The sequence below is a fragment of the Paenibacillus sp. FSL M7-1414 genome, from assembly GCF_038003195.1.
GTDB lineage: Bacteria > Bacillota > Bacilli > Paenibacillales > Paenibacillaceae > Paenibacillus > Paenibacillus amylolyticus.
In genome coordinates, this window is the sequence record NZ_JBBOOS010000001.1 from 4,997,044 (window position 1) to 5,021,962 (window position 24,919).

Annotated in this window: 22 protein-coding genes; 9 read left to right on the forward strand and 13 right to left on the reverse strand. The window is 45.1% G+C overall.

The genetic code is table 11. The features are described from left to right. Nucleotides 1-16 precede the first annotated feature (16 nt). The 3 genes from MHH92_RS21730 (at nucleotide 17) to MHH92_RS21740 (ending at nucleotide 2,710) form a co-directional block, all read left to right on the forward strand. Nucleotides 17-463: a MarR family winged helix-turn-helix transcriptional regulator gene (locus MHH92_RS21730; RefSeq protein WP_340906213.1), complete on the forward strand. Its 447-nt coding sequence runs from the start codon at nucleotides 17-19 to the stop codon at nucleotides 461-463. Nucleotides 464-519: 56 nt separating this feature from the next. Beyond that, nucleotides 520-1,380 (forward strand): alpha/beta hydrolase, encoded by an 861-nt coding sequence (locus MHH92_RS21735; protein ID WP_339186360.1) that lies wholly within the window; start codon nucleotides 520-522, stop codon nucleotides 1,378-1,380. A gap of 124 nt (nucleotides 1,381-1,504) precedes the next feature. Further along, the gene (locus MHH92_RS21740) at nucleotides 1,505-2,710 is read left to right on the forward strand and encodes an MFS transporter (protein ID WP_340906216.1); all 1,206 of its coding nucleotides are present in this window, start codon (nucleotides 1,505-1,507) and stop codon (nucleotides 2,708-2,710) included. Between the two features lie 102 nt (nucleotides 2,711-2,812). Here the strand turns inward: MHH92_RS21740 and MHH92_RS21745 are convergent, their stop codons facing one another. Beyond that, nucleotides 2,813-3,265: an Lrp/AsnC family transcriptional regulator gene (locus MHH92_RS21745; RefSeq protein WP_339186357.1), complete on the reverse strand. Its 453-nt coding sequence runs from the start codon at nucleotides 3,263-3,265 to the stop codon at nucleotides 2,813-2,815. A 170-nt stretch (nucleotides 3,266-3,435) separates the two neighbouring features. Between MHH92_RS21745 and MHH92_RS21750 the strand changes: the two genes are divergently transcribed. Further along, on the forward strand, nucleotides 3,436-4,620 hold the full coding sequence (locus tag MHH92_RS21750; protein ID WP_340906218.1) for a serine hydrolase domain-containing protein: 1,185 nt from the start codon (nucleotides 3,436-3,438) through the stop codon (nucleotides 4,618-4,620). 53 nt (nucleotides 4,621-4,673) lie between these two features. Here MHH92_RS21750 and MHH92_RS21755 read toward each other — a convergent pair whose 3' ends face one another. The 5 genes from MHH92_RS21755 to MHH92_RS21775 all read right to left on the reverse strand — a co-directional run bounded on the left by MHH92_RS21755 (nucleotide 4,674) and on the right by MHH92_RS21775 (nucleotide 8,937). Next, nucleotides 4,674-6,035 (reverse strand): amino acid permease, encoded by a 1,362-nt coding sequence (locus MHH92_RS21755; RefSeq protein ID WP_340906220.1) that lies wholly within the window; start codon nucleotides 6,033-6,035, stop codon nucleotides 4,674-4,676. Between the two features lie 248 nt (nucleotides 6,036-6,283). After that, nucleotides 6,284-6,538 (reverse strand): hypothetical protein, encoded by a 255-nt coding sequence (locus MHH92_RS21760; RefSeq protein ID WP_076254367.1) that lies wholly within the window; start codon nucleotides 6,536-6,538, stop codon nucleotides 6,284-6,286. Nucleotides 6,539-6,896: 358 nt separating this feature from the next. Further along, nucleotides 6,897-7,595, reverse strand: coding sequence for an RNA polymerase sporulation sigma factor SigK (gene sigK / locus MHH92_RS21765; protein ID WP_017687130.1), 699 nt, complete (start codon nucleotides 7,593-7,595; stop codon nucleotides 6,897-6,899). 130 nt (nucleotides 7,596-7,725) lie between these two features. Beyond that, the gene (locus MHH92_RS21770; protein ID WP_036615241.1) at nucleotides 7,726-7,905 is read right to left on the reverse strand and encodes a hypothetical protein; all 180 of its coding nucleotides are present in this window, start codon (nucleotides 7,903-7,905) and stop codon (nucleotides 7,726-7,728) included. A 219-nt stretch (nucleotides 7,906-8,124) separates the two neighbouring features. Further along, nucleotides 8,125-8,937: an alpha/beta hydrolase gene (locus MHH92_RS21775; protein ID WP_370511457.1), complete on the reverse strand. Its 813-nt coding sequence runs from the start codon at nucleotides 8,935-8,937 to the stop codon at nucleotides 8,125-8,127. A gap of 651 nt (nucleotides 8,938-9,588) precedes the next feature. Between MHH92_RS21775 and MHH92_RS21780 the strand changes: the two genes are divergently transcribed. Continuing rightward, entirely contained in the window at nucleotides 9,589-12,000 is a 2,412-nt protein-coding gene (locus MHH92_RS21780; RefSeq protein WP_340906224.1) for a galactose-binding domain-containing protein, read from the forward strand. 66 nt (nucleotides 12,001-12,066) lie between these two features. Here MHH92_RS21780 and MHH92_RS21785 read toward each other — a convergent pair whose 3' ends face one another. Continuing rightward, nucleotides 12,067-13,314: an MFS transporter gene (locus MHH92_RS21785; RefSeq protein WP_340906225.1), complete on the reverse strand. Its 1,248-nt coding sequence runs from the start codon at nucleotides 13,312-13,314 to the stop codon at nucleotides 12,067-12,069. Between the two features lie 30 nt (nucleotides 13,315-13,344). Next, the gene (locus MHH92_RS21790; protein WP_340906226.1) at nucleotides 13,345-14,271 is read right to left on the reverse strand and encodes an ADP-ribosylglycohydrolase family protein; all 927 of its coding nucleotides are present in this window, start codon (nucleotides 14,269-14,271) and stop codon (nucleotides 13,345-13,347) included. A 505-nt stretch (nucleotides 14,272-14,776) separates the two neighbouring features. On the opposite strand from MHH92_RS21790, the gene MHH92_RS21795 reads away from it, so the two are divergent. After that, entirely contained in the window at nucleotides 14,777-15,445 is a 669-nt protein-coding gene (locus tag MHH92_RS21795) for an HAD family hydrolase (protein ID WP_036615249.1), read from the forward strand. Nucleotides 15,446-15,492: 47 nt separating this feature from the next. Further along, a complete protein-coding gene (locus MHH92_RS21800) occupies nucleotides 15,493-16,665 on the forward strand; it encodes a mannitol-1-phosphate 5-dehydrogenase (RefSeq protein WP_340906230.1) in 1,173 nt (390 codons plus the stop codon). A gap of 211 nt (nucleotides 16,666-16,876) precedes the next feature. Here the strand turns inward: MHH92_RS21800 and MHH92_RS21805 are convergent, their stop codons facing one another. From MHH92_RS21805 to MHH92_RS21815, 3 genes are all read right to left on the reverse strand, one after another. Next, nucleotides 16,877-17,767: a hypothetical protein gene (locus MHH92_RS21805; protein WP_340018030.1), complete on the reverse strand. Its 891-nt coding sequence runs from the start codon at nucleotides 17,765-17,767 to the stop codon at nucleotides 16,877-16,879. 142 nt (nucleotides 17,768-17,909) lie between these two features. After that, complete coding sequence (locus MHH92_RS21810) at nucleotides 17,910-18,563, reverse strand: YkyA family protein (protein ID WP_253502242.1); 654 nt, start codon at nucleotides 18,561-18,563, stop codon at nucleotides 17,910-17,912. Nucleotides 18,564-18,600: 37 nt separating this feature from the next. Further along, the gene (locus MHH92_RS21815; protein WP_256721299.1) at nucleotides 18,601-19,503 is read right to left on the reverse strand and encodes a polysaccharide deacetylase family protein; all 903 of its coding nucleotides are present in this window, start codon (nucleotides 19,501-19,503) and stop codon (nucleotides 18,601-18,603) included. A 228-nt stretch (nucleotides 19,504-19,731) separates the two neighbouring features. Between MHH92_RS21815 and MHH92_RS21820 the strand changes: the two genes are divergently transcribed. Next, nucleotides 19,732-20,676, forward strand: a complete 945-nt coding sequence (locus tag MHH92_RS21820; RefSeq protein WP_340906234.1) for a DMT family transporter — start codon at nucleotides 19,732-19,734, stop codon at nucleotides 20,674-20,676. A 63-nt stretch (nucleotides 20,677-20,739) separates the two neighbouring features. Next, on the forward strand, nucleotides 20,740-21,594 hold the full coding sequence (locus MHH92_RS21825) for a sulfurtransferase (protein ID WP_340906236.1): 855 nt from the start codon (nucleotides 20,740-20,742) through the stop codon (nucleotides 21,592-21,594). Between the two features lie 210 nt (nucleotides 21,595-21,804). Here the strand turns inward: MHH92_RS21825 and MHH92_RS21830 are convergent, their stop codons facing one another. Together MHH92_RS21830 and MHH92_RS21835 are read right to left on the reverse strand one after the other, a co-directional pair. Continuing rightward, nucleotides 21,805-23,364 carry an acetamidase/formamidase family protein gene (locus MHH92_RS21830; RefSeq protein WP_340906238.1) on the reverse strand — a complete coding sequence of 520 codons (1,560 nt, stop codon included), beginning with the start codon at nucleotides 23,362-23,364 and terminating at the stop codon, nucleotides 21,805-21,807. A 597-nt stretch (nucleotides 23,365-23,961) separates the two neighbouring features. After that, nucleotides 23,962-24,864 carry a CPBP family intramembrane glutamic endopeptidase gene (locus MHH92_RS21835; protein ID WP_253502258.1) on the reverse strand — a complete coding sequence of 301 codons (903 nt, stop codon included), beginning with the start codon at nucleotides 24,862-24,864 and terminating at the stop codon, nucleotides 23,962-23,964. Nucleotides 24,865-24,919 lie beyond the last annotated feature (55 nt).

Sequence of the window (24,919 nt, forward strand, 5' to 3'; positions counted from 1 at the left end):
AAAGCTTGACATTAGTTTGATAACAAACTATATTACACATATGAAAACAAGAGACGCTATTTCACTCATATCCAAAATTAAAGAGAAGGTCAACCGCTTCATCCTTACTGAGATGGCTGAGCAGGGAATCCAGGATCTCGCTACGTCCCATGGGGATATTATCTATGCCCTGTACAATAATCATAGGATGACTATGGCTGAAATCGCCAAAAAAATTGGCAAGGATAAATCCACGGTGACTGCACTTGTGGACAAATTGGTGCGCACAGGATACGTCGTTAAGGAGCGTGATGCAACAGATTCACGAGTTGTTCATGTGGCGTTGACTACAAAAGGAGAAGAATTAAAGCCTGTGTTCGAAGAGATATCGCAGCGCATGCTGGACGTGTTCTATGCGGACGTTACGGAAGCGGAGAAAAAAGACCTGCTGCGAATTTTAATGAAAATTCATAGCAACTTCTAATTTTTTTTGGAGAAATAGTTTGATATCAAACTAATAGTTCAGAGGAGGTTTTTGGTATGATGGACTACACTCAATTATTACCGGAACATGAGGTAAAGAAGATCGGAGAACATGATTTACACTTGGAGATTTTCGCAGGAACCCCGCCTCATGACGAAAAAACAACGACCAAGAAGCCCCCACTGCTGTTCGTTCACGGTGCATACACAGGCAGCTGGATGTGGAGCAAATATATCCCCCACTTTGTCCAGCACGGTTGGACCTGTTATGTCATGAACCTGAGAAGTCACTACAAGAGTCGGGTCATGGATATGACATTGATTACGTTTGACGATTATTTAGAGGATATTCGTGAAGTGTTAGCCGAGTTCAACGTGCCTCCCGTCCTCATTGGCTTTAGCATGGGTGGGATTCTCAGTCAAAAGATTGCAGAAACCGTTACTCTGGCAGGCCTGATTGTGATCGACGCCAGTCTGAGTAAGGAAGTGCATGAGCTAATCCCCTACCCGGAAAGCAATCGTATCACACCTGGAATTATCATGCCTGCACCTGTCCGTGATGAACTAACCAGTATAGATGAGACGGCAGAAGACATTGCTTTTCAGCGTAAATATCTGCAAACGGAGTCCGCGAAGGCATTTGCTACCTTTTCAGTTCTTTGTGGAGCGGATGGAATATCCATTAATGGCGACCTGATCCATTGCCCCAGCTTGGTGATCAAGGCTGTTTCCTGTGAAGACGAAGAACAGAGAGGCCATTTAACTGCCAAGCAACTGCATGCCGAATATGCCGGACTGTGGGATACAACCCATACGGGTTTACTGGTAGGCCAACGGTACATGGAACCTGTCGAACTCATCCTTGGATGGGTGAACAGACAGCTCCCCTTTGAATTAACGGAAAAACTCATAAAATAAAATAAATACCATGTTAAGACCTCCTTTTTACCTTTAATCCTGTATGCAAAAGTTTATTTTTTTTAGATAAGCTTATATGCATAGTTCTGGATAGGATTAAAATATAAGAAATGAGGTTTTATTCATGACCGCTCACACATCCCTCCCAAACCAAAGGGAGCTACCTTCCATATCTTCAGAACGCCTTCCGTGGGCTGGGCTTCTTGCATTAGCCATGGCGGGATTCATTTGCATCCTCACTGAAAGTCTGCCTGCGGGACTGCTGCCGCACATTGCAAAAGACTTGGGGGTCACAGAAGCCCTCACCGGACAGTTGGTGACTCTTTATGCCATTGGATCACTTATTGCTGCCATTCCCTTGACTGCTGCTACACGTGGATGGAGACGCCGACCTCTTCTGCTGGCATGCATTAGCGGCTTTCTTGTTTTTAACACCGTTACCGCCATATCCTCAGATTATATCCTGACACTTGCTGCTCGTTTCATGGCCGGGGTCTCTGCGGGTGTGTTATGGGGAATGACAGCAGGTTATGCTCGTCGGATGGTCCCGGATTCGCTAAAAGGTAAGGCCATGGCCGTGGCTATGGTCGGCACACCGGTGGCGTTAGCCCTTGGTGTCCCAATTGGTAGTTTTCTCAGTTCTTATGTCGGCTGGCGCCTCATCTTCGGGATTGTATCTCTTCTGACCGCAGCTTTAATCGTATGGGTTCTCTGGAAAATGCCGGATTTTGCAGGAGAGCCAGCTGGTGAACGTCTTCCACTGCATAAGGTGTTTTTAATTCCGGGAGTTAGGCCTATTCTGTTTGTTGTTCTGGCCTGGATGCTTGCCCATAACATCCTATATACCTATATTTCTCCCTACCTTGCCCAGACCGCATTTGCTAACAGAGTCGACTTGATTTTGCTCATTTTCGGTATTACTTCCATTGTTGGAATTTGGTTAACCGGAATGCTCATTGACCGATTTTTGAGGAGATTGGTTATCATTAGCTTGGCATCATTCGCTCTGGCCTCTGTCGCGATGGGAATCGGTACTCATCAACCTATGATTATTATCCTTGGCATCATGATCTGGGGAATTACGTTTGGTGGGGCTGCCACGCTACTACAAACTGCCATTGCTCAAGCCGGAGGCAAAAGTACAGATGTCGCCCAATCGATGCTGGTTACAGCATGGAATCTGGCGATTGGCGGAGGAGGCATCATCGGGGGCATCCTTCTTGAGCTATTTGGAGCAGGATACCTTTCTGGGGCGCTGTTTATCTTGCTTATTCCTGCGTTGCTTGTAGCTATGCGTGCTTATAAATATGGATTTACCAGAGCAAATTAACAGGAAGGCATTTTTCATGAGTTACACGTAAGACAAAAGAGGAGTTCACTTGATGTGGACTCCTCTTCTGCATTACATTTCAAAGTTTTATAGACTGTAATCTTATTCTGCCTGTGCCAGCAGATTTGGTCCTTCCACGAGATTCTTATGTGCAATTGGAGAAGACATGGTGATTAAAGTCATGTAAGTACCGTACGGATCACACTTGTTCTGAAACTCCTCGAGTTCCTGAATGGTATCTGTGAGGATTTTCAGCAAGTAATTGTACTCTCCGCTTATCCGATAACATTCCACAACTTCAGGTGACGCACGACAGAAATCCAGGAAAGGATAACAATCCCGCGTACGAAAAAGAACATAGGCTGTGCTCTGCTTGCCCAATTTGGATGGGGAGATTACGGTTCGATATTCCTCGATGATTCCCTTTTCTTCCATTCGTTTAACTCGTTCAGTAACAGCGGGCTGAGATAATCCCACCAGTTTGCCGAGTTCGGTCATGGATAATCTCGCCTGATTCTCCAAGTGATACAGAATATGCTGATCTATTTCGTCCATGTGATCCACTCCTTTAAATACATAAGATATATTCAGAAATTACCTTAAGTATATTCGCCAATTCATTATAACGCCTTTAACAAACCATGTAATACAAGATCAATCATTTATATAATAAACACAGTTATCACGAGAAATCAAATACATCAGTTGGTGAGAGGAAGATAAGCATGAGAAAAAAAGACATGACGACATTGCATAATTATGTGGATGAAGCCATTGACCGCGCTCTAAGCGAAAAAAGAATCGTAGGAACAGTTGTACAAGTTGCTTTAAGAGGGAAACTGATATACAGCCGGGCTGCTGGTTTCGCGGACAGGGAGCAAAAGCGCAGCATGTCGGAAAACGCTCTGTTTCGACTTGCTTCCGTAACCAAACCTATTGTCTCGACAGCAGCTCTGGCATTAATCTCACAAGGAAAGCTGAGTGTGCATGATCCGGTGACACGCTGGCTTCCTGCATTCCGGCCCAAACTTGCTAATGGTCAGGACGCTTTAATATCAGTACATCAGTTGATGACACACACCGCAGGCTTGACATACCGTTTCTTCCAAGAAGATCAGGGAACCTATGAGCTCGCAGGAGTATCGGATGGAATGGATTGGTCTGAAATTAGTCTGGAGGAGAATCTGCAGAGGCTGGCTTCTGCTCCTCTTCTGTATGAGCCAGGCAACATGTGGAGATATTCCATTGCGACAGATGTACTTGGTGCCGTTATCGAAAAGGTAACTGGGATGTCACTACGAGAAGCTGTCCAAACGCTGGTTACTCATCCACTCCACATGACCGACACTGACTTTGTTGCGGTGGATTCGGAACGATTAACAGCCGCATATGCTAATGGTTCTGAAGAACCGCGTCTCCTTCATCAGGAGTTGGAGCTGATTCCTTTTATTGAGGGTACTGCTGGCTTCCGACTGTCACCCAATCGTGTGAATCGTACTTCTGCTTACTTATCGGGCGGAGCGGGTATGGTTGGAAGTACCGGAGATTTTCTTACTTTACTTGAAGCATTACGACAAGGAGGACAGCCTCTTCTTACAGAAGCCGTTGCGGCTGAGATGTCCACCAATCAAATCGGGGATCTCGTGATGCCATATTGGCCAGGCAGAGGGTTTGGCCTTGGTTTTACCGTACTTAAAGATCCTGTCGCAGCCGGTACACCGGAATCCCCGGGTACGTGGCGGATGGGTGGAACTTACGGTCATTCCTGGTTTGTTGATCCAAAAGAAGAACTTAGTGTTGTAGCATTCACCAACACGGCACTTGAAGGGATGTTGGGCCAGTATACCACCGATATCTGTGGTGCAATCTACGCAGGCATTCGTGAAGGCAAAGAGGCTACACGAATATAAATACGAATAACCGCCCAATATTATTGGGCGGCTATTTGGCAACGATGGTAAGGCTACTGTCTGTTATTACTCAAATTTTTCTTTTTAAAAAGGTAGATCCCCGCAACAAGAATAAACCACACTGGCGTGACAAACAGTGCAACACGCGTATCCTCGGCCAATGCCAATACCACTAGCACAAACGCCAGAAACGCCAGGATTAAGTAGTTCGAAAACGGATATAGTGGCAGTTTGAAGCGGCTACGACTCGCCAGTTCCGGCTGAGTACGACGATATCTGAGATGACAGATCACCATGATGCCCCAGACAAAGATGAAACACACGGTCGACACGCTCGTGATCAACGTAAATACGCCTTCTGGCATGATATAGTTCAGAACAATTGCAATCAAAATAACAATCGTGGAGAAAAACAGCGCATTGGAAGGGACTTTCCTCTTGTTCAGTCTTGCAAATGATTCAGGTGCGTTGTGATCCTTTGCCATGGAGAACACCATACGGCTTGTACTGAAAATGGCACTGTTACACGCTGACGCTGCGGACGTCAGTACCACGAAGTTCACAATGCCGGCTGCAGCTGCAATACCCACAGCGGCAAACACTTGTACAAACGGACTTTCAGTAGGCACAATGGCGTTCCACGGGTAGATGCTCATAATAATCAGCAGTGCGCCAACATAGAAGAGCAGTACCCGGATCGGAATCTGGTTAATCGCTCTAGGAATAACCTTCTCCGGATTCTCCGTTTCCCCCGCTGTGAGTCCCACCAGTTCCATGCCTACAAAGGCGAACACCACCATCTGGAACGATATGATGAACCCATGCAGTCCATTCGGGAACCATCCCCCATGACTCCACAGATTGGTGAAACTTGCTGGACCCTGATCCGTGGTAAAACCTTTGAATATCATATATAAACCAACAACAATGAGTGCCAGAATGGCCACGACTTTAATCAGGGCAAACCAGAATTCCATCTCACCAAACAACTTGACCGTTGCCAAGTTCATGATTAGTAAAATGACTAACGCAATTAACCCTGGCATCCACTGAGGTACATTCGGAAACCAAAACTGCGTATACAAACCAACGGCCGTAATATCAGCCATGGCAATGGATATCCAGCAGAACCAATAGGTCCAGCCTGTAATAAATGCCGCCATATTTCCCAGGTAATCACGCACAAAATCGATAAAGGAATGATACTGCAAGTTGCTTAACAGCAGTTCCCCCAATGCACGCATGATCAGGAACAACACAACACCCGTAATGATGTAGGCCAGCAAGATGGATGGCCCTGTCAGCTGAATCGTTTTGCCTGCCCCGAGAAACAGACCTGTACCGATCGCACCTCCGATCGCCATCAACTGTACATGCCTGTTCTTTAATCCCCTTGTTAACGTTTCTTGCTGCATGATCAACCACCACTCTCTTTCTGCAAATGCTCTCTACGATGCAAAATATTATTACTCATCATATAATAATCTGCTCAGAATACATATCCCTCATTTATATTTTTTTTGCACAGCAAAGAGGCCACCTTTGTAAAAGGTGGCCTCTTCATATGCTCCTATTTCATGCCCCTGGCTTTTAAAACTTAAGTTGCATCCGATCCATACTATTCATCAGCCTATGTACATTCCTTTGTTATTCTCATGCCATGTCATGCTGATAATACATATCTATAGAAGTATTTTAAAATAAAAGCCAAGCATAGAGCGGCAACAACTAAAAAGGTAATCGCTAATGAACGTTCGTTTTTCCAAATTCGAATAGCATTTGCAACACTAATCATCGATAGCGCAATATAGTTAAGAACACTTGAATACGATTGGAACATGTTATAAACGATCATAATCATCCCCATGATACAGATTAACAAATACCACACTGGAATCTTCTGAAAAAGCTGCTTCATTATGATGTACTCCTTATATATTAAATTGGTCTGTGTACAAGATATTCTTCAACGGGAATGGAAATTCCTTTATTTAGGTCATAATCCCAAATAATTAATACTATTTAGATCTAGTTTTAAGTATCTTCACAGTAAAAAGGGCTCCCGATAAAGGCGCCCTCTGGTCTGTTAATCTATTCCTTTTTCTTTTCCAATCTGTTTTGAGGATATCAATTAGTGTAATTTCATTGCCCTCTTTGTCCGTGCCATTTTCAGAGAGCGCAGTGTATCAAATTTTCGATCTTAATGCATCTCCCTACAAATGCGGAAGGTTCAGAAAGCACCATCTTTTTAACGAAAAGCGCTATCTATCCAACAACTACTTTTGCTTATAAAACTCGTGGTACAGCTTCATTAACGCTCGCTTCTCAATCCTTGATACATAAGAACGTGAGATGCCCAGTTCCTTCGCAATTTCGCGTTGAGTTCGTTCCTCCCCGCCTGCCTCCAGGCCAAATCGACCGATTACAACTTCCTTCTCCCGATCATCCAGGATGTCTAGATTGCGATAAATTTTGCTTTTTTCAATCTTGAGCTGTACCCGATCTACAACATCATCAGCTTCTGTGCCAAGGATATCGATTAATGTAATTTCATTGCCTTCTTTATCCGTACCGATAGGGTCGTGCAGGGATACATCTTTGCGTGTTTTCTTCAGGGAACGCAGATGCATAAGTATCTCGTTTTCAATACATCTCGCCGCAAATGTGGCAAGCTTCGTGCCTTTGCCTTGTTGAAAACTTTCGATGGCTTTGATCAAACCAATGGTTCCGATGGAAATCAGGTCTTCCTGATCTTCACCCGTATTGTCGAACTTCTTGACGATATGCGCGACGAGGCGCAGATTGTGTTCAATGAGCAGATTGCGAGAGTGAGCATTGCCTTCAGCCATAAGGCGCAAATGTTTGGCTTCATCACCCTCAGCCAGTGGCTGGGGGAACGCATTATTTTTGACATACGAGACGAGTAACGTTAACTCTTTAATGAATAGAGCAATTGCGGTAAACAATCCGGGCACAGATGACACCTCCTGCAGTTTTACAACGATCTGGCCTGAGCACATGTGGGAACAGGGTCGATCTATTGTATGTAGGCAGAGGCCCAGAAGTGCACGTACACTTGAAAAAGGGGATGATCTTGCGAAGATTTCACAGACTCACAGAAACAATGGAGCCCACCCGCTGAAGCAGGAGAAATTCTTTTTCCACACTTTCGATAAAATACTTCTTTTCACCAAATAGGACAACATCATTCTGGGCTAATGAAACATCGCTTTTGAAATAAATCACATTGTCCGTTTCCCGGAATGCACCTTTGTAATAGAACATCCTATTTCTCTCCTTCATGTATCTACCTATGTAATTAACTACCCGCTCCATGTGGATCTGCTTCCTTCATGCTAACATATTCTCTCTCATTCATCATGTCATATTCGCACACTAACCAACATAAAGCCCCAGCCCTGTGCAGAACAGAACTGAGGCTACATATCGATATGAATTCCTGTTTCTCCTGTCGATTGCTTCAAGAAGCTAATTCAAATTAAATTATTTGAAGATTCGTTGTGAGAACTGATACAGGCCGCTGTTCCAGACAGATGGTTCATGTCCACCTACATCCAGATAAAAGGTATGCGGAATGTTCATGCTGCTCAAGCCGTTTTTGAAATTCTGGCTGACCCATAACAGACCGTCACTTGATCCACAGGAGATCCACAACAATTTGAGTTGGCTAGCGACTTGTCCCGGGTTGGAAACCAGCTGCGATACAGATTGCGTATTCGGTGCAGCCGAGAAGGCCCCTACCCAAGCGAAGGTATTCAGATTTTTCAATCCGAAGTTAAGCGACTGCCCACCACCCATGGACAGTCCGGCTAGCGCACGACTATTCTTGTCTTTGTACACCGGATAATTGGCCTCGATATGAGGAATCAGATCCTTGAGCAGGTCTTGCTCAAACCGTTCAAACGCAGCCACTTTGTCCGGAGCAAAAATGTCACCGACTGGACGGTCGTCCTTCATGGCACGGCCATTCGGCATGACAACGATCATCTGGGACAACTTACCTTCAGAATACAGGTTGTCCAAAATGTTCTTGGGTTTCATTGCATTGACCCACTCATGCTCATCCCCGCCGATGCCGTGCAGGAGATACAAGACGTTATACTTTTTATTCGGAGAATATCCTGGCGGTGTATACACGGTCGCTTTCCGTGTATTGCCCACCGTTGTGGAGTAATAGGATATCAGATTGGTATTTCCGTGCGGAATATTGTTTCGATAGCCATCAAAACCCGGTGGTGCCGGCACCACCGGAGTATTAGCAAGCGCATTGTTTGCGTCATTGCCGGATACATTCATAGATTCATACGCTGTGTTCTGAGCACCAACCTCGCTGGAATCCGTAGCAAAAGCCATTGTTGGGGCAATCATGGCAACGATCATCGAAAGACTTAAAAGGATTGTAATACGTTTTTTCATCTCAATTTCTCCTCTCAATTTTGTCAAACTTAAGTATGCGTTTCTCGAAGTTTCACTGGATTACGCTTGATGCTGAAGTTCAACTTTTTCTAACGCGGTGAAGCAAGCTTCCTCTTAACCCAAAATTGAAAGCCCTTACAAGAAACAGGTTAGATCACCTCCCTTCCCTTCAGAAAAACACTGAAACATGTAGATTCCACTCTGTTTTCCCGACACAGAATTACTTATATAGTATATTTAAACTTATTTATCCATTTTTTGCAACAATATTTTCATTTCTATCGATTCAATTCAATGATCTTATAGCATCAGAGTTTTTCTTCTTTCTTCTTTATTCTCGAATCATAATTGAAAATTGTAAAATACTGTTGTTAAATTGAATATTTTACCTTATTATAACTTCCATAGGGGGGTGTCTATGAACAATTTCAATAGATTCATAATATTTTTCTTCTGAGATATGCTTACGAAAAAGTTTCAACGTTTCGGCCACCAATATCTTTTGCAACTACTTTATTTTCTGGGAGGAAAATGATGATGTTCAATGTACGCTTTTCGATCAAAAAAGCATGGGCTTCATTCCTGGTTATTACATTATTGCTGCCTTTACTTGTGGGGTTATGGCCATCCAATGTCTATGCTGCATCTAACAATGAAGGAAAAATATCCATAACCGCAGATGATGAATTCACACTTTTTATAAACGGCAGACAGACGGGAAAAGGCACCGACTGGGCCAAAGCCTATACGTTCCCTGTGCCGATTCAATCTGGCATCAATGTGATTGCAGTTCAAGCGAAGGATATAGGCCTCTATGCGGGACTGCTGGCAGACCTTAGCTACGGAGATGAGAATCTGGTTACGGATTTCAACTGGAAAGTATCTGAACGATATATCGAAGGTTGGGAGCAACCCAACTTCGATGATTCGTCATGGTCACGTGCTACTGACTTCGGACGGTATGGCAGTGATCCTTGGAAACAGATTAGTGGCATGCCTGAGGAGACCAGTGCACGCTGGATCTGGGCAGGCAAGACCAATGTGAATGCTCCAGTTTCAGAAGCATATTTTCGAATCTCATTTAACATCTCCGAAGATGGACTGGCTATTAGCAATCCCATTTCTTCTTCAGGTCAATTCGAGCAAGTCGATTATCAATTAAAACCAACCCAACCCATGCCTGCTTCCATGGTGAAGAGACTTCCCGTGGTAAATGCCGTCTTTGAAACGGTGGAAGAGAAAGGTTCAATAGAACTTAGCACCCAAGAGGCTGCCCAAATCGGTAATAACCTAGCTCCTGGTCAGATTTTTCTCGATCAGTCCTCTGCCCGGGCTATCAAAGTTACAAGCGTCAATAGAAGCTCTGGTGGTATGCGGGTAGATTACACCACTCCGGGTGTGGAGGAATTGTTCGATTACTATGATATTCCCGAGCAGGAGGTCTCGTTCGAAGAGCGTAATATCGTCATGCCTGATCCTGAGATGGTATTGGATAGCAAGGAATGGCTTGTTCAGGAAACCCCTTCCTTGTTAGAGACCGATATAGCTGATGATGCTGAAATGCGACAGTTCAACATCGACAACACGATTCAAAATGATTTGGATGCAAATATGGACAGGGTTGCGGATGCAGAAACAATGGATATCGCTTCCACGGATATCGCACCCATGGATCTGAATGATGTGAATTCCATGGACATGAATGATACAAATGATATGGATCTGAATGAAATAAACTCCACGGAATTAACTGATATTAATTCAACAGATCTGGATGATGTGATTCGTGCTGCTGGAGCAGGTGATTTTGCCAATTGCAAAAAATCCGGCAATGAGTTTGTCTGTGATTTCAAGAAGGTACTTGTAAATCAACAAAATGCAAACGGTAACAAAGTGTTCGTTGAAGCAGGTGGCAAGCTCACCTTGATTGCACCCAAAGTTACGGGGAAATACGGATTTTGGGGAAAATATGATCTGAAATTTACTGCTGGTGAAAAAGCCAACATCTATATCAAAGGTGATGCCAAGTTCAAAAAAGAAGTCAAAGTTCCAATCATGGGCTTCAACATTGGTGCTGGCAATCTCGGAGCCGTATCTGTCGGCGTTTTTCTGGTCATTGGTATTGACGGCAACGTCACCTTTGAATTTCAGGTCGATCAGGGATACACGGTTACCGCGGGAGTCAAAGGGAAAACACGTGTCTTTATTCCCGTGAAGATCCAGCCTTACAGCAGTGTGAACAGATATCTTACAGTAACCCATAAAATTGAAGGACAGATCACTGCTTGGGCAGGAGCCAAAGCGGAAGTCGGTCTGAAAATTGCCGGCAAAAAAATACTTGAGGTAAGTGTTTTTGCCGGCATTGAAGGCACAGGGAAATGGACAAGCAGCAATAATGTACCCAGTACCATGTCTCTAAAGATTGATGCTCTCGTCAAAGGAGAAGGAGCTGTATTTAATAAGTCCTTCAAACTCTTCGAGCTGCGCTGGAATTTGGTGAATCTTGTGAAAACCCCTACCAATCCGGGAACCGGACAGAACCTGGCACGAAATGCTGCCGTAACGGTAACTTCCACCTATCCCGGGTATTCAGCAGCCCGAATCAATGACGGGGATCGTAACACGGCCTTGGGGGAAAATTATAGCTGGGCCAATAACCGTAATTCCTCACTTCCCCAATATGTCGTCATTGATTTGCCGGCATCGAGTTCAATCCAGCGAATTGATCTGTATACCACACAGGGATACCCGCTTGCCAATTATGATCTGCAATACTGGAATGGCTCAAATTGGGTGAATCTTGTACAGATTACAGGCAATCAAGAGTTAACGCGTTCACACACATTTTCAGCAGTCAGTACCTCCAAGATCCGTGTCGTAGCGAGTAAAGGTCCTTCCCATCAGCCAACCTATGTGCGAATCAATGAGCTTGAAATCTATTAAAACAACATGCCCAAAAAGCCTCAGCCCCTGGTTACACAGGATGGCTGAGGCTTTCTTGACATCTGTTTAGTGTACGGATACTGGATTAACTACCTCTGCACCCTCGGGTGAAGCCAGTCTGTCTTTCATCAACAGACTGATGAACAAACCCAGCAAACCCAGTGCAGCAATTACTGCAGCATACAAAGGCACTGAGATAAGTCCTGTATGCGTAATTGCATACCCACCCATATAGGCACCAGCGGCATTTCCCAGGTTAAATGCCGAATGACTTGAGGTTGTCGCAAGTAGCGGTGCTTCACGAGTCATATTCATAATCCGAATCTGAAGTCCCGGCATAATACCAAAAGCCGCTACACCCCAGAAGAATATGGTGATTACCGCGAGATAAGGATTCTCTAGTGTAATCGTAAGTGCAGCAAGAAGAACCGCCAGTATCCCGAAATTAACGATCAGGGAAGGCATCAGCTTCCAGTCTGCCAGACGGCCGCCAACCAAATTGCCCAAGGTTACACCGAAGCCAAACAACACCAGAATCCAGGTCACACTTTGCTCCGCAAAGCCGCTAATATCCACAAGCATCGGCGTAATATAGGTGAAGACTGTAAACAAACTTCCGCACCCCAACGCCCCAATAAGCAGAACCAGCAACACTTGTGGACGAACCAGATTCCGAAATTGCTGTCCGAGGTTCGCTGGTGCTCCTTGCGGGAGGACGGGAATGAAACGAATGATACCAATCAACGAAATGATGCCCAAGATCGTAATCGCCCCGAAAGATGACCGCCATCCAAGCTGTTGCCCGATAAACGTACCAAACGGAACGCCAATGATGTTGGCAATCGTTAGCCCCGCGAGAACAAACGATACCGCTCCTGCCCTTCTCTCGGGCGCAACAAGCCGCGTCGCCATGATTGAACCTACACCAAGGAACGTACCATGAGCAAATGCCGTTAAGATCCGTGCTGAGATTAACAACCCATAGGTGGGAGCAATAACGGACAATGCGTTTCCGATAATGAAAATGCACATCAGCAGCACCAGCAGTTTTTTCTGCGGAATCTTGTGTGTAAATACGGTCAAAATCGGCGCACCTACCGCTACACCAAGCGCATATCCCGTAATGAGTTGTCCTGCCTGCGGAATACTTACATTCAGGTCTGTTGCCACATTGGGCAGCAGGCCCATAATAATAAATTCAGTCATACCAATCGCAAAAGCCCCTATCGTCAGGCATAACAGGGATAATGGAAACGCCCCTCGTTTACCTGACGGTGAAACCTGTGGTTGTACTGTGTGTCCAGTCGTGCTCATAGATGTTCTCTTCTCCTGTCTGTCTCTTTATCAACGATTTTCTATCGCCTTCAACCACAAGGCATCTGTTAGTTGTTCGAACGTTCCACGCATGGCCAGCTTGTCCCGCCAGTGTGCCGGAATACCACTCAGTCCATAATAAGCACCTGCGATTTGTCCGTACACCGCACCCGTGGTATCCGCATCATCACCCAGATTAACAGCTAACAACGCGCCTTCCTCAAAACTTGAGGACTTATAGAACGCCCATAGTGCTGCCTCAAGTGAACGAACCACATAACCACTGCCCTTAATTTCCGGCGGTTCTTTGCTCTGATAGGAACCCATAACAACCTCTTCAATAGCGGGCGAAAAAGTAGGTTCTTCCCTCCACTGTCTGCATGTCTCCGGCATCAACATGACGCTCTTGTTCGCTCCGCGCAGACCGGCAACAATTATGGCGGCCAGCACTTCACATGCTTCCACACTTTCCGTTGCAGCATGTGTTGTCCGGGAGCTCAGCCCGGCATAACGAACCGCCTCGTTTGGTTGATTAGCATAAGCCATCGCGACAGGTGCAAGCCTCATGATAGAGCCATTGCCCGCCGTCATCGGGTCAGTTGATCCGCTGTAGGCTTCTCCAGTTATCTCAAACCTCTCCAAGGCACTTCGCGTGGCCCCGCCGATATCAAAGCAATCGCCTGTGCTGCTCATATACCCGACCTTGTACCAATTGGTGTATCTGCGCATCTGATCCGCAGGATCAAAGTCTGCCTTACGTACCAGACTTTCTGCCAGGCACAGAGCCATGGATGTATCATCTGTCCACTGCCCTGCCTCCAGCCCGAATACGCCGCCACCCACGATATCCGTTACGGGTTCAAATGTGCCCGGGCTACTGAATTCCACGGTAGTTCCCAACGCATCACCCGCTGCAAGCCCGATGAAGCAGCCATTGAAACGGTCCTTTTGCAACATGCTTGTCTTCCTCCCTTACTCCATATACTTTCACAATCTTTCTTCCATTCTCCCACAGGGCCTGATCTGGCGTAAAGATAATAAAATCCAATAAATTCAGCTCCATTTCTTCTATTATAAAAGTGTCGAAAGCTGTTGAACGGCCAGAATAGCAAATTTTCATAAAAAAAGTTTTATTTTTTTGAGCTGTAAAAACAGTTTATTCAGTACACCGCTTACATGCAAAAGGGTTAACGGTTTGCAACGTTCATCATTTTCTGAAAACAAATCATATATGTGAAAATTTTCAATGTAAACAATCATGACGCGCTTGACCCTTCGGTTTGTCCTATGTTACGGTTTTATTAGCTTAAAACGCATATTTTTTCCCAAATTAATATTCATTTTCGGTGTATTGCGTCAACTAATATCCCGCAGGTTAATAAATGAAGGGAATGAATTTGCAGAAAATTTTCATTTTTTTATTTCATCCCCAAACTAATTCTGAAACAGGAGGAACAAATTTATGATTAAGGCACTGGTGTTTGATTTCGACGGAACGATTATTGATACAGAGACAGCATGGTATATTGCTTTTCGTGATGCTTACAAGGAACACGGCGTAGATTTAACCCTGGAGATGTATTCACAATGCATCGGTACCAGTCTGAAAACATTTAATCCATATGAGTACCTCATCACAGATTTGAATCTTCCGATCGATCGGGAAGAGTTCAGGGAATCCGTTCAGTTGCAGCACGCTGCATTGATGAACAAAGAAAAGGTGCGTCCTGGTATTCAGGAATATCTTGAACAAGCACGTGAAGCCGGACTGAAACTGGCTGTAGCATCCAGCTCCAAACGGGAGTGGGTTGAACAACATCTGGAACAACTGAAACTGAAAGATTATTTTGAAGTCATTCGTACGGCAGATGATGTTGCAAATGTGAAGCCTGACCCGGAACTCTACACTCAAGCGCTTGAAGCCCTTGGAGTAACTGCAGACGAAGCCGTAGCGATTGAGGATTCACCTAACGGCGCGCGTGCAGCTGCTGCGGCTGGTATGCACTGCGTAGTCATCTCGAATACCATCACAGGAACACTGGAATTCGATATGCCTCACCAACGGCTATCTTGCTTGACCGACCTTACATTTAACGATTTGATTTCGAAGCCACTCGTCACTACCGTCTAAGGTCTGCACGAATTTCGCGATTTAATCCTTAAAGGGGGAGTTCACACATGAAAGCTGTACATTTTGGTGCGGGCAATATAGGCCGCGGTTTTATCGGTCATATGTTGTCCGCTTCCGACTACGAAGTCTGCTTTGTCGCACGTAACCCGAAGAAAATCTCCATGCTTCAAGAGAGACAGGAATATCCGATTACACTTGCCAATAGCGATCAGGACACTACGATTGTCAACAACGTGACGGCTATCAATGTGAGTGAGCAGAATCTGGTTGCTGAAGAGATCGCTTCAGCCGATGTGATCACAACCGCGGTGGGGGTATCTGCACTCGGAGATATCGCCGAACCGATCGCCAAAGGCATTCAACTTCGCATGAAAAACAATAATCAGGCTCCACTGCATATTATCGCTTGCGAAAATGCCATCGGTGGTAGCACCAGGCTGAAGAAACGCATCTATCCATTTTTGGATGAACAAACTCGCAAAAAAGCCGAACGTTATGTTTCTTTCCCCAATGCAGCTGTGGACCGGATTGTTCCGGCTCAAAACCACAAAGACCCGCTGCAGGTCACTGTTGAACCTTTTTACGAATGGGTCGTTCATCGTCCAGCACTTCTGGATGGTTTTAAGAAAATAGATGGCGTCCACTATGTGGATTCGCTTGAACCTTACATTGAACGTAAAATGTTTACGGTCAATACAGGACATTGTGTCGCTGCATACTTCGGCTATCTCGAAGGATGCAAGACGATCCGCCAGGTGATGAGTAATTCTACCCTGCGGGCCAAGGTGCGTCATGTTATGGAAGAGACCGGTCAGATGCTCATCCAGAAGCACGGATTCGATGCTCAGAAGCATAACAAATATATCGATACCATACTGGAACGCTTCGCCAATCCCAACCTGACGGATCAGGTTACCCGGGTCGGACGTTCCCCCCTTCGCAAGCTTTCACCTCATGATCGGCTTGTTCGCCCAGCGATGCAAGCCAGTGAATTCGGAATTGAAATTCCTCATTTAACTTCTGCTATGGCGGCCGCAATGCTGTTTAATGACAAGCGCGACGAGGAAGCCATGAAACTACAACACATGATTCGCGAAGATGGCGTCTCCGCCTTCATCCGTGAGCGCATGGGAATTCCCGACGAACATCCCGTTCATCAGAATGTAATCGCCCGTTACCAGGAACTCAAAGGGCGCAAGGAATCGACCATACTAACCTGAGTAACGGATCAGGGCATGGGTTTGATCCTGCAAACTGAATAGAAGCACGGCCAAGAAGCCGGGAGGAACCTATGCAGCAGCATCGCTCCTTCCGGCTATTTGTCTATGCACGGCACGGTACATCTATCTATATTGTAGTAACGTTAATAAAACAGCGCATCTCCTCTCTCAAGGAAACACGCTGTTTAGGGAATCTTTTTAATTTAATTTTCTACTCATTCATAATGGAATTGAGGGATGCATATGCCATGGGCAGGAAACCTTCCGAAGGTTCACCAATAGGCGCTTGGATGTGGAAAATGAAACCATTGCCGTCCAGTTCTTTGACAATAAAGTACTCTGTTTTCTTATCATTCTGGGACATCATGTATAATCTTGCATCCTTCATCGGGCCGTTGCTGAGTTGTTCAGCCGTTAACTGCTTCACTTCTCCGGTCTCGGACAACTCTTCCTTGGCATCCATCTTCAGCGTATCCAGATTGTAATTCGCCGGCAGCTTCTCAATCTCTACCTCATAATCCGGATCAATCTTCATTGTTAATTCATGGTCTTCAGCGTCAAAAGCCATCGGTTCAAACACATAAAGTGAATAACCTTTCGCTTGTGCCAATTTCACTGGACGTTTCTCGGTTATTCCTTCTACCGTCACTTCCAGCTCCGATGTCTTCGGACGATCGGACGTTACTGTACCGCCTGCATTGGAACCGTTATTGTCATCACTCGATTCAATCTTTGCAATCTCTGTAAGTACCAACTGTTTCGTTGTTGCATCAATCGTTTTCTCTACATATTTGAAACGAACGGAATCTTCGTCATCGATATCATCCAGAGACTTTTGCAGATCTTCGCTCACCTGGAATGACATCGGCTTCTCATTCACTCGAATCTCAACGGTATGCGGATCAGCCCATCCAGTCAGAATACCTTCTGCTTCTATTGCAGCACTTTCATTTGGTTGTTGCTCCGGTGCTGGTGACTGTTCTTCCGTATTATTCACTGTTGGCTGTGCAGCAGGATTACTGTTCCCACAAGCCACAAGCGAGAATCCCATAAGTAAAACCAGGAGTGATGCACTGACTTTCATTGTATTTCCTTTTCGCATATGAACACCTCCGTTAGCTTATACGCAATGATGCTTGTCCATGTTGCTTCTCATCCATTGGCTTGGCTGTATACTAGTACTTACACGGGAGACAGGCAGCTCAATCATGCAAAATGTCTGAATGGTTGCTCAAATCCTCTGCTCAGCTGGCCTGATCCATCTGTACCAGTTTGGCATTGGCTCCGTTAAATGCTTTGGTCTGGAGGTTAAATTGCTTTCGGAATTCAGCAAGCTTCGCATATTCGCTATTCCGTAACCGAATAGCTCGCTTAATCTTAACCAGATTAGGTTCTGCACTTTCTCTCATCAGATCATACAACTGCTCATCGGCACTCAGACTCAACTGATACGAAGCAACAAAACTTTCCAACGCACGTGCTCTAGCTTCATATTGATCCAGCACCTTTTCTGCCTGTGCCAACGTTTCTTCTTTTTCAAATGATAGTTCCTTAAGGGAACTGCGCAAGGCTACCGTCTTCTCGTTGGTCTGTTTCATGGCCTCTTCCGCCTTTTTCAACAACGTTCTTCGTTCATGGATATGATCTGATGCCTGATCCAGCAGTGCTTCGAGATCACTGTTTTTGTTCTTGCCTTTGTCTAAAATAGACTTGTATAACTTCATATCTTCCTGCTCATGACTGGTCAGCGTCTTCAAACTCTGATCGATCTCCTGACCGCTGAGCACCAATTGGTTTATCTGATTTGCCGCAGGCTCCTGCGGATCTCCACAACCACTCACCAGCAGAATTAGCAATACACTAACTGCCGCAAGCGCCACTTTTTTACTCGTTAGCACCAAAGTCCTTCCTCTCTTGCATCATCTTGTTGTTATATTACAAGCGGGTATCTCCGCTAAAATTGGCTACCCAGTGTGCATCCGGGTCGTATACTTCGAACTCGTAACCCCGATCTTCGAGTAACTTCAGAATGCGTGGTAAAGCCTGAACCGTCTGCTCCCGCTCATGCATCAGAATCACTTCCTTATCCCGATGTACACTTTTGCTCACCCGGGCCACAATCTTGTCCGGCTGACCGGGAAGATTCCAATCGAGTGAATCTGTCGTCCAGTCCCACAGTTTGAACCCGGCCGCAGCAATGTCCCCTCTGAACTTTTCACCGATCTGTGGACTGCTGCCATAAGGTGCACGAATCAGATGAGGCGTAAAACCAATCAGGTCTTGCACCATCTTCTGCTCCTTCTTGAATTCTTTCACAAAATTTGCAGAACTGCCGCTCTTATAAAGCTTTTTATAGTTATGCGTCATGCTGTGGAGTCCAGGATAACTGCCTTCTTTCAACAGCCGTTTCACTGCTTCTGGATGCTGATTCAACTGACGTCCGATCATAAAAAAGGTAGCCTTCGCCTCATGCTGCTTCAATATATCCAGCAGTTGTTCTGTATATTCAGTTGGCCCATCATCAAACGTTATGTATGCCAATTTGCGAACCTGGCCCTGGAACCGTGCCGGCTCCTCCTTCGCATCCGGAGTAACTTGTATCATGCCGAGCTTGGCCGGCTGTTCGATTACAGTAATCGGAGGCGGCGCCACAACGCTTTTGATCCAATGCGTCATGCCAAAGAATACATATGTAATACCGGTAACGAACAGTACCAAGAGCATTAGAGCTATGATTACCCTTCCATACCGGATTTTTCTTCGTTTATGTGTTTTCGTGCGACTTGTGCTAGGCGGAATACTGCCACGCTCTCCCGCTCTCTCTTGTTGAACTCTCACTGTCATGCCACTTCCTTACTTTCATTTTTTCCCGATTATTGGTATATTATCTCGTTTCATGTCTCTATATAGAAGATTAATAGAAAAATGGATCGGGAGAATGACAGAATAGTTACAAGCCCGGTTACAATCTACTTATCTCTTCGTTCTCTTTATCTTTCCTGCGGTTGTCTTCTCCTGTATAATGAAGTGATTTACGCTATCAGACTTCAAGAAGGAGCTACACCCATGACAAGCTTGAACCGTGCCGGCAGATCCATCTATCTGTTATTCTTTGTCGGCATTATCGCCATTTCTTTCTCTTCGATCTTTGTACGCTGGTCTACCGCAGATGTTGCGGTCATTGCCATGTACCGTCTATTTCTGACCAATCTGCTAATGTTGCCTTTTGTCTGGAAATACAGACATGAGATGATGCGTCTGAGCTTACGGCAGTGGGGCTTGCTGCTTGCATCCGGTGTGATGCTGGCCCTTCATTTCCTGCTCTGGATGGGTTCGCTGCGGCTCACCAGTGTTGCCAGTTCCACAGTTATTCTCGCGCTGGAGCCTATACTGATTCTTGCCGGTTCGGTATGGCTGTTCAAAGCCAAAATTAACCGCATGATGATCATCGGCATGGGCATCGCCCTGCTTGGATCAATCGTCATTGGCGCAGGAGATTTCCAGTTGGCAGGTACTGCCCTGCAAGGTGATGTCCTGTCTTTACTTGGCACAATCGCAGTCGCCGTTCATATGCTGCTGGGTCAATTTTTGCGAGCGGGACTTAGTGCATTTTCGTATAACTTCTGGGTGTTCTTCGTAGCTGCTTGCACGCTGGCGGTATATAATCTGATCATGGGCCATCCGTTCGGAGGTTACGCTGCGTCAGAGTGGGGAATCTTCCTGCTGCTCGCCATTGTGCCAACGATCTTTGGACATTATCTCTTCAACTGGCTGCTTCAATATATGAATGCCACGACGGTATCCATGGGCGTACTTGGGGAACCCGTATTCTCTTCATTACTGGCCTGGATGCTGCTCGGTGAATCCCTCAGTGCATTACAGATGTCTGCCGGGGTTGTCATTATATTCGGGGTATGGATCTTCATTCAATATGGCAAAACCAAACCTCAACCCATTCCTGCTGATGCTCCTATCGCTGGCAAAGGGCCTGTTGAACCTACCACGGTATAACGTATTTTTTCTTAATGCATAGTAATAAACGACTCTACCACTCTCATAAGGCGGTGTATTTTGATGAAAAATATTGTATCCATGCGCTGGCTGCTCGCCAGAATGTATGAACCGGATGTAGTTATTGCAGATTGCCGATTCTTGCTCGGTCAGCCGGAGACGGGAAGACAAGCCTATGAAGCTGGACATATTCCAGGAGCTGTCTATCTCGATTTGGAAAAAGATCTGTCCGCTCCTGTGTCTTCGCACGGAGGACGTCACCCACTTCCTGATCCGGCTGTGCTCGCAAGTCGTCTCTCCAAAGCTGGCATCGGCTCCAATAGTCGTATTGTTGCTTATGACGATCAAGGCGGGATGAATGCATCTCGGCTATGGTGGCTGCTTCGCTATATCGGTCATGAACAGGTGTATATCATGGACGAAGGTTTCTCCGCTTGGAAAAACGCCAAATTCCCAGTGACCGCGGATGTGCCAGTTCAGATCCCGGCTTCTTTTGAGGTGAATGTGCAGCCAGCCATGCTGGCAAGTGTTGAGGATGTTCAGCAGGCTTCGGCAAATGGCAGTGCCGTGCTAATTGACTCCCGTGATGCTCGCCGTTATGCGGGTCTGGAGGAACCGATTGATGCCAAGGCTGGACATATTCCGGGTGCGGTGAATTATTTTTGGAAAGATGTGTTGGATTGGGATGGACGTTGGACAGATACTGGGGTGTTAGAAGAGCGTTTCAGTAAGCTGGACAAGGATGGTGCGATTATCGTGTATTGCGGTTCTGGCGTCTCGGCCTGCCCTAACGTGATTGCGCTGGAAGAAGCGGGATATACAAATGTGAAGTTGTATTCAGGGAGCTGGAGCGACTGGATTAGTTATGAGGAGAATCCGGTGGCTACAGGCGATGCGGAAGTGCACAAAGACGTATAGCAGTGTATCGATGTTGAATACATCGCCAGGTGGCTTATCTGCCCCGGCGATGTATTTTTCTATTTTTGGTCAACATCGAGTCAACAATACAACCCTTTAAGTATTTAAAAGTACACAGAAGTAGACATCAAGTGGCAGCTTTTTTTGATTCATGATAACGGAAAAAACCGTGATGGATATCTGTCCACCACGGTTGAATAATGAAATCTATTATTGCTTTTTACTTAACGATACATTAGCTGTTAACGTCTTGTCGATCGTCGTCCAATTTACATAAGCACCTAGTATTTCATTAATAACAGAAACCGGAACTACGGTTTCGCCATTTAAAAGCTTTGGTACGTTACTATTGAACACTAGTTTATCGTTAATTGAATACACATCTGAACCAATTTGAGCACTTATATTTTTCGTACCTAATTTGATTTGCGTTGTACGCGTCTTATTATCCCACACTACTGTACCGCCCAATAGCTCCGAAATTGTTCGAATCGGTACGTAGAATTCATTGTTATGAACAACCGGTTTGATTGTCGTACCACCTACATTCATGGCAACATCAACATATTCAAGGAAATCGGTTTTTCGAATGAGTCCATGAACCCCTTTAGTTCGGTCTACCACCTGAGATACTTCATAATCCGTTGCCGCCGATAGGTACGCATAAGCTACACTCCTATCCATATCAAGCTTATCAGATAAGAATTGAATCGATTCACGTACTGATTCTTTCATGGCTTCATCCAAATCAGGGTCCAGTCCAATTGGAATCCAATAATCCTCTGTTTCAGCAAAAGGTTGCGTGAATTCTCCACTGTGTGGTAGTGATGGATCACCTTTCTTTAACACCGTTAACCGAACCGTCCCCCTTAAGGAAGCTTCCAATGCAGTTAACGCTACTTCTCCATCTCCTTGAGCAAAGTGTGGATCTCCAGTATAGAATAACCCGCCTTTAACTTGAATCGGATAATAAATAGTTGCACCAACACCCAACTCATTAATATCCATATTCCCTCCTGTTTCAATAGGTGGGATAGAACTCACAACTTCACTGGTATTTGGTGCAACCCCCATAACACCTAGAAACGGGTTAATTGGAAAACGCACATTTTTGCCAGCTTTTGTTGGTAATACTCCATACCAATTGCCGTTGATTTCTTCAATAGGCGTAAATATAGATACATTATTATATAGCTCCGGTTTTGTTGCGCTAGCTCCCTCTAGTGGGCCTGTATTTTCTGGAAATTCGTTAGGAAGGGCCCCTTTACCATGGCGGTTAGAAATGACACCATACGGAACTCGAGTTTGCAACGAAAGGACTTCTACTTTAAGAACATCTCCTGGCTCCGCTCCCTCAACTGCTACTGGTCCAGTGATAATATGAGGTCCGTCTTTAACATAATCATGCTTCATCTCAGAAGCCGCAATTACCTTCGCATCATCCAACACTCCATCGGGTGAGATACCGAATTTGCCGAAGTACTCCACTGGATTTCTCCCTTGATCTTCTATCAATCCCTCATGCGATACCGTATCAAATGTTACAGCACTTCCCGATGGTACAGTAAGAATCGGAGAGCTGTCTCGATTAGGCAGTGATCCCCAGCGAATGTTCTCAATCGCAGACGTTACATAATAATCACCTTCTACCTTATCGATAGTTGTTGGTTGCAGCGGCATACTAAAGCCCACTGAAGGTAGAGCAAATGTAAGCATACCTATAATCCCTACTGAAACTCCAAATCTCCTAATCGTTCGGTTAATAAACATTACGCTCCCCCTCTGTACTATGTAATATTTTCTAACACAAATAAACACTAACATATAAATACATTTACAACAATATTTTTTTGTTAACAAACATAACATTATAGGGATAAATATCAAGAATAAACTTATAAACAGAAAAAAACGTGTCAATATACTTATCATAAGAAAGACGTGTAAAACTAAAATACTTCTAGTAACTTGAGGATTCTCCTTCAGAGATTTGAACAAACGAAATTAAGTTGCATGGAAATTATGTATGTCTTTCATGTTTCTGAACCCGCCCCAGGAATACTACTGCACTCCGGTTCAGGCTTAATACCTGTCTGCACGTGATTGCACTGGAAAAAGCGGGATGCTCAAACGTGAAGTTGTATTCCAGAAGCTGTATTGACTGAATTAGTTATGAGGAAAATCCGGTGGCTATCGGGGAAGAGTAGGTACGGATCACAAGTCTGCAGGATCTCAAAAACAAATACACCGCCATGCAGGCTGATGCCTGGGGCGGTGTATTTTCTAGTGCCTGAGCGTCACTCGGGAATATGGGAGAGATAGAGGCATGTTTCATGGGAAGACTGATCCAACCAAATCCTTTCTCGCTCAATGAAACAGGATCTGCAAAAGAAAATGAGGAGAAGCATTCATGAGTCCATGTATCAAGATAATCACCCATATTTTACGATAGCGGGCCCATAAATAACCAAGAAACAGACCTGTAACCCCATGATTTGCAATTACTGTTGCCACATCAATATCCCAATGACCATTTCCTTGAATGGCAACATGCCAAATGGACCATAGTATTGAAACTAGTAGTATGGCGGGCCATCTTCCAAGCAACGCCTCCAATCGGGTTTGTAGCCATACCCGATAAAAAACTTCCTCCAATACGCTATTGATCATAAAACCAATCAACACCAAGAGTAGTAATTCTGTCATATCGGTTGCTACGATTGCTCCTTCTGGTTGTGCAATTGGGGAATAAAACTTTAGATAACCCCAGACCACAATAACGATCAGTGGTGCAATGACGTGTCCGCGAGAGCGAGGCTTTGCCGATATAATGTCTTGTTGCCCGGCAGTCATTTTGCGATAAATCAGCAATAAAATCAACGGGATGAACAATAATGTCGTTAACTTGAACGCCAAATAATATAGCTGGAAATGTAATCCTTGCTGGTCTATCGTTATCAGAGAAACCGTAAATAAAACGCCTGACAGCAATAATACAATCGATTGAACGACCAAGTGCTGTTTCTCCATTTGTTGGAAAATTGAGGAATCATGACTTTGATAAGGAATCATATGGATTAGAAAAATACCAAGGAATGCCGGTAACATACTATGCCATATTGGAATCACTTCCTCATGATCAGCCGTGTACCTTATATTCAAATTTCCGGTCCACACTAACCACAATACAGCAGCAAATATAATGATCATACATAATAAGCCGATTGCCTTTCCCCATGCTGGAAGCATTACTTTGAATTGCTGATTCATTCCAATTGCCTCCTTTGAGTGGCATGTTGCGTTTGCCCCATTTTTTTTAATTCAG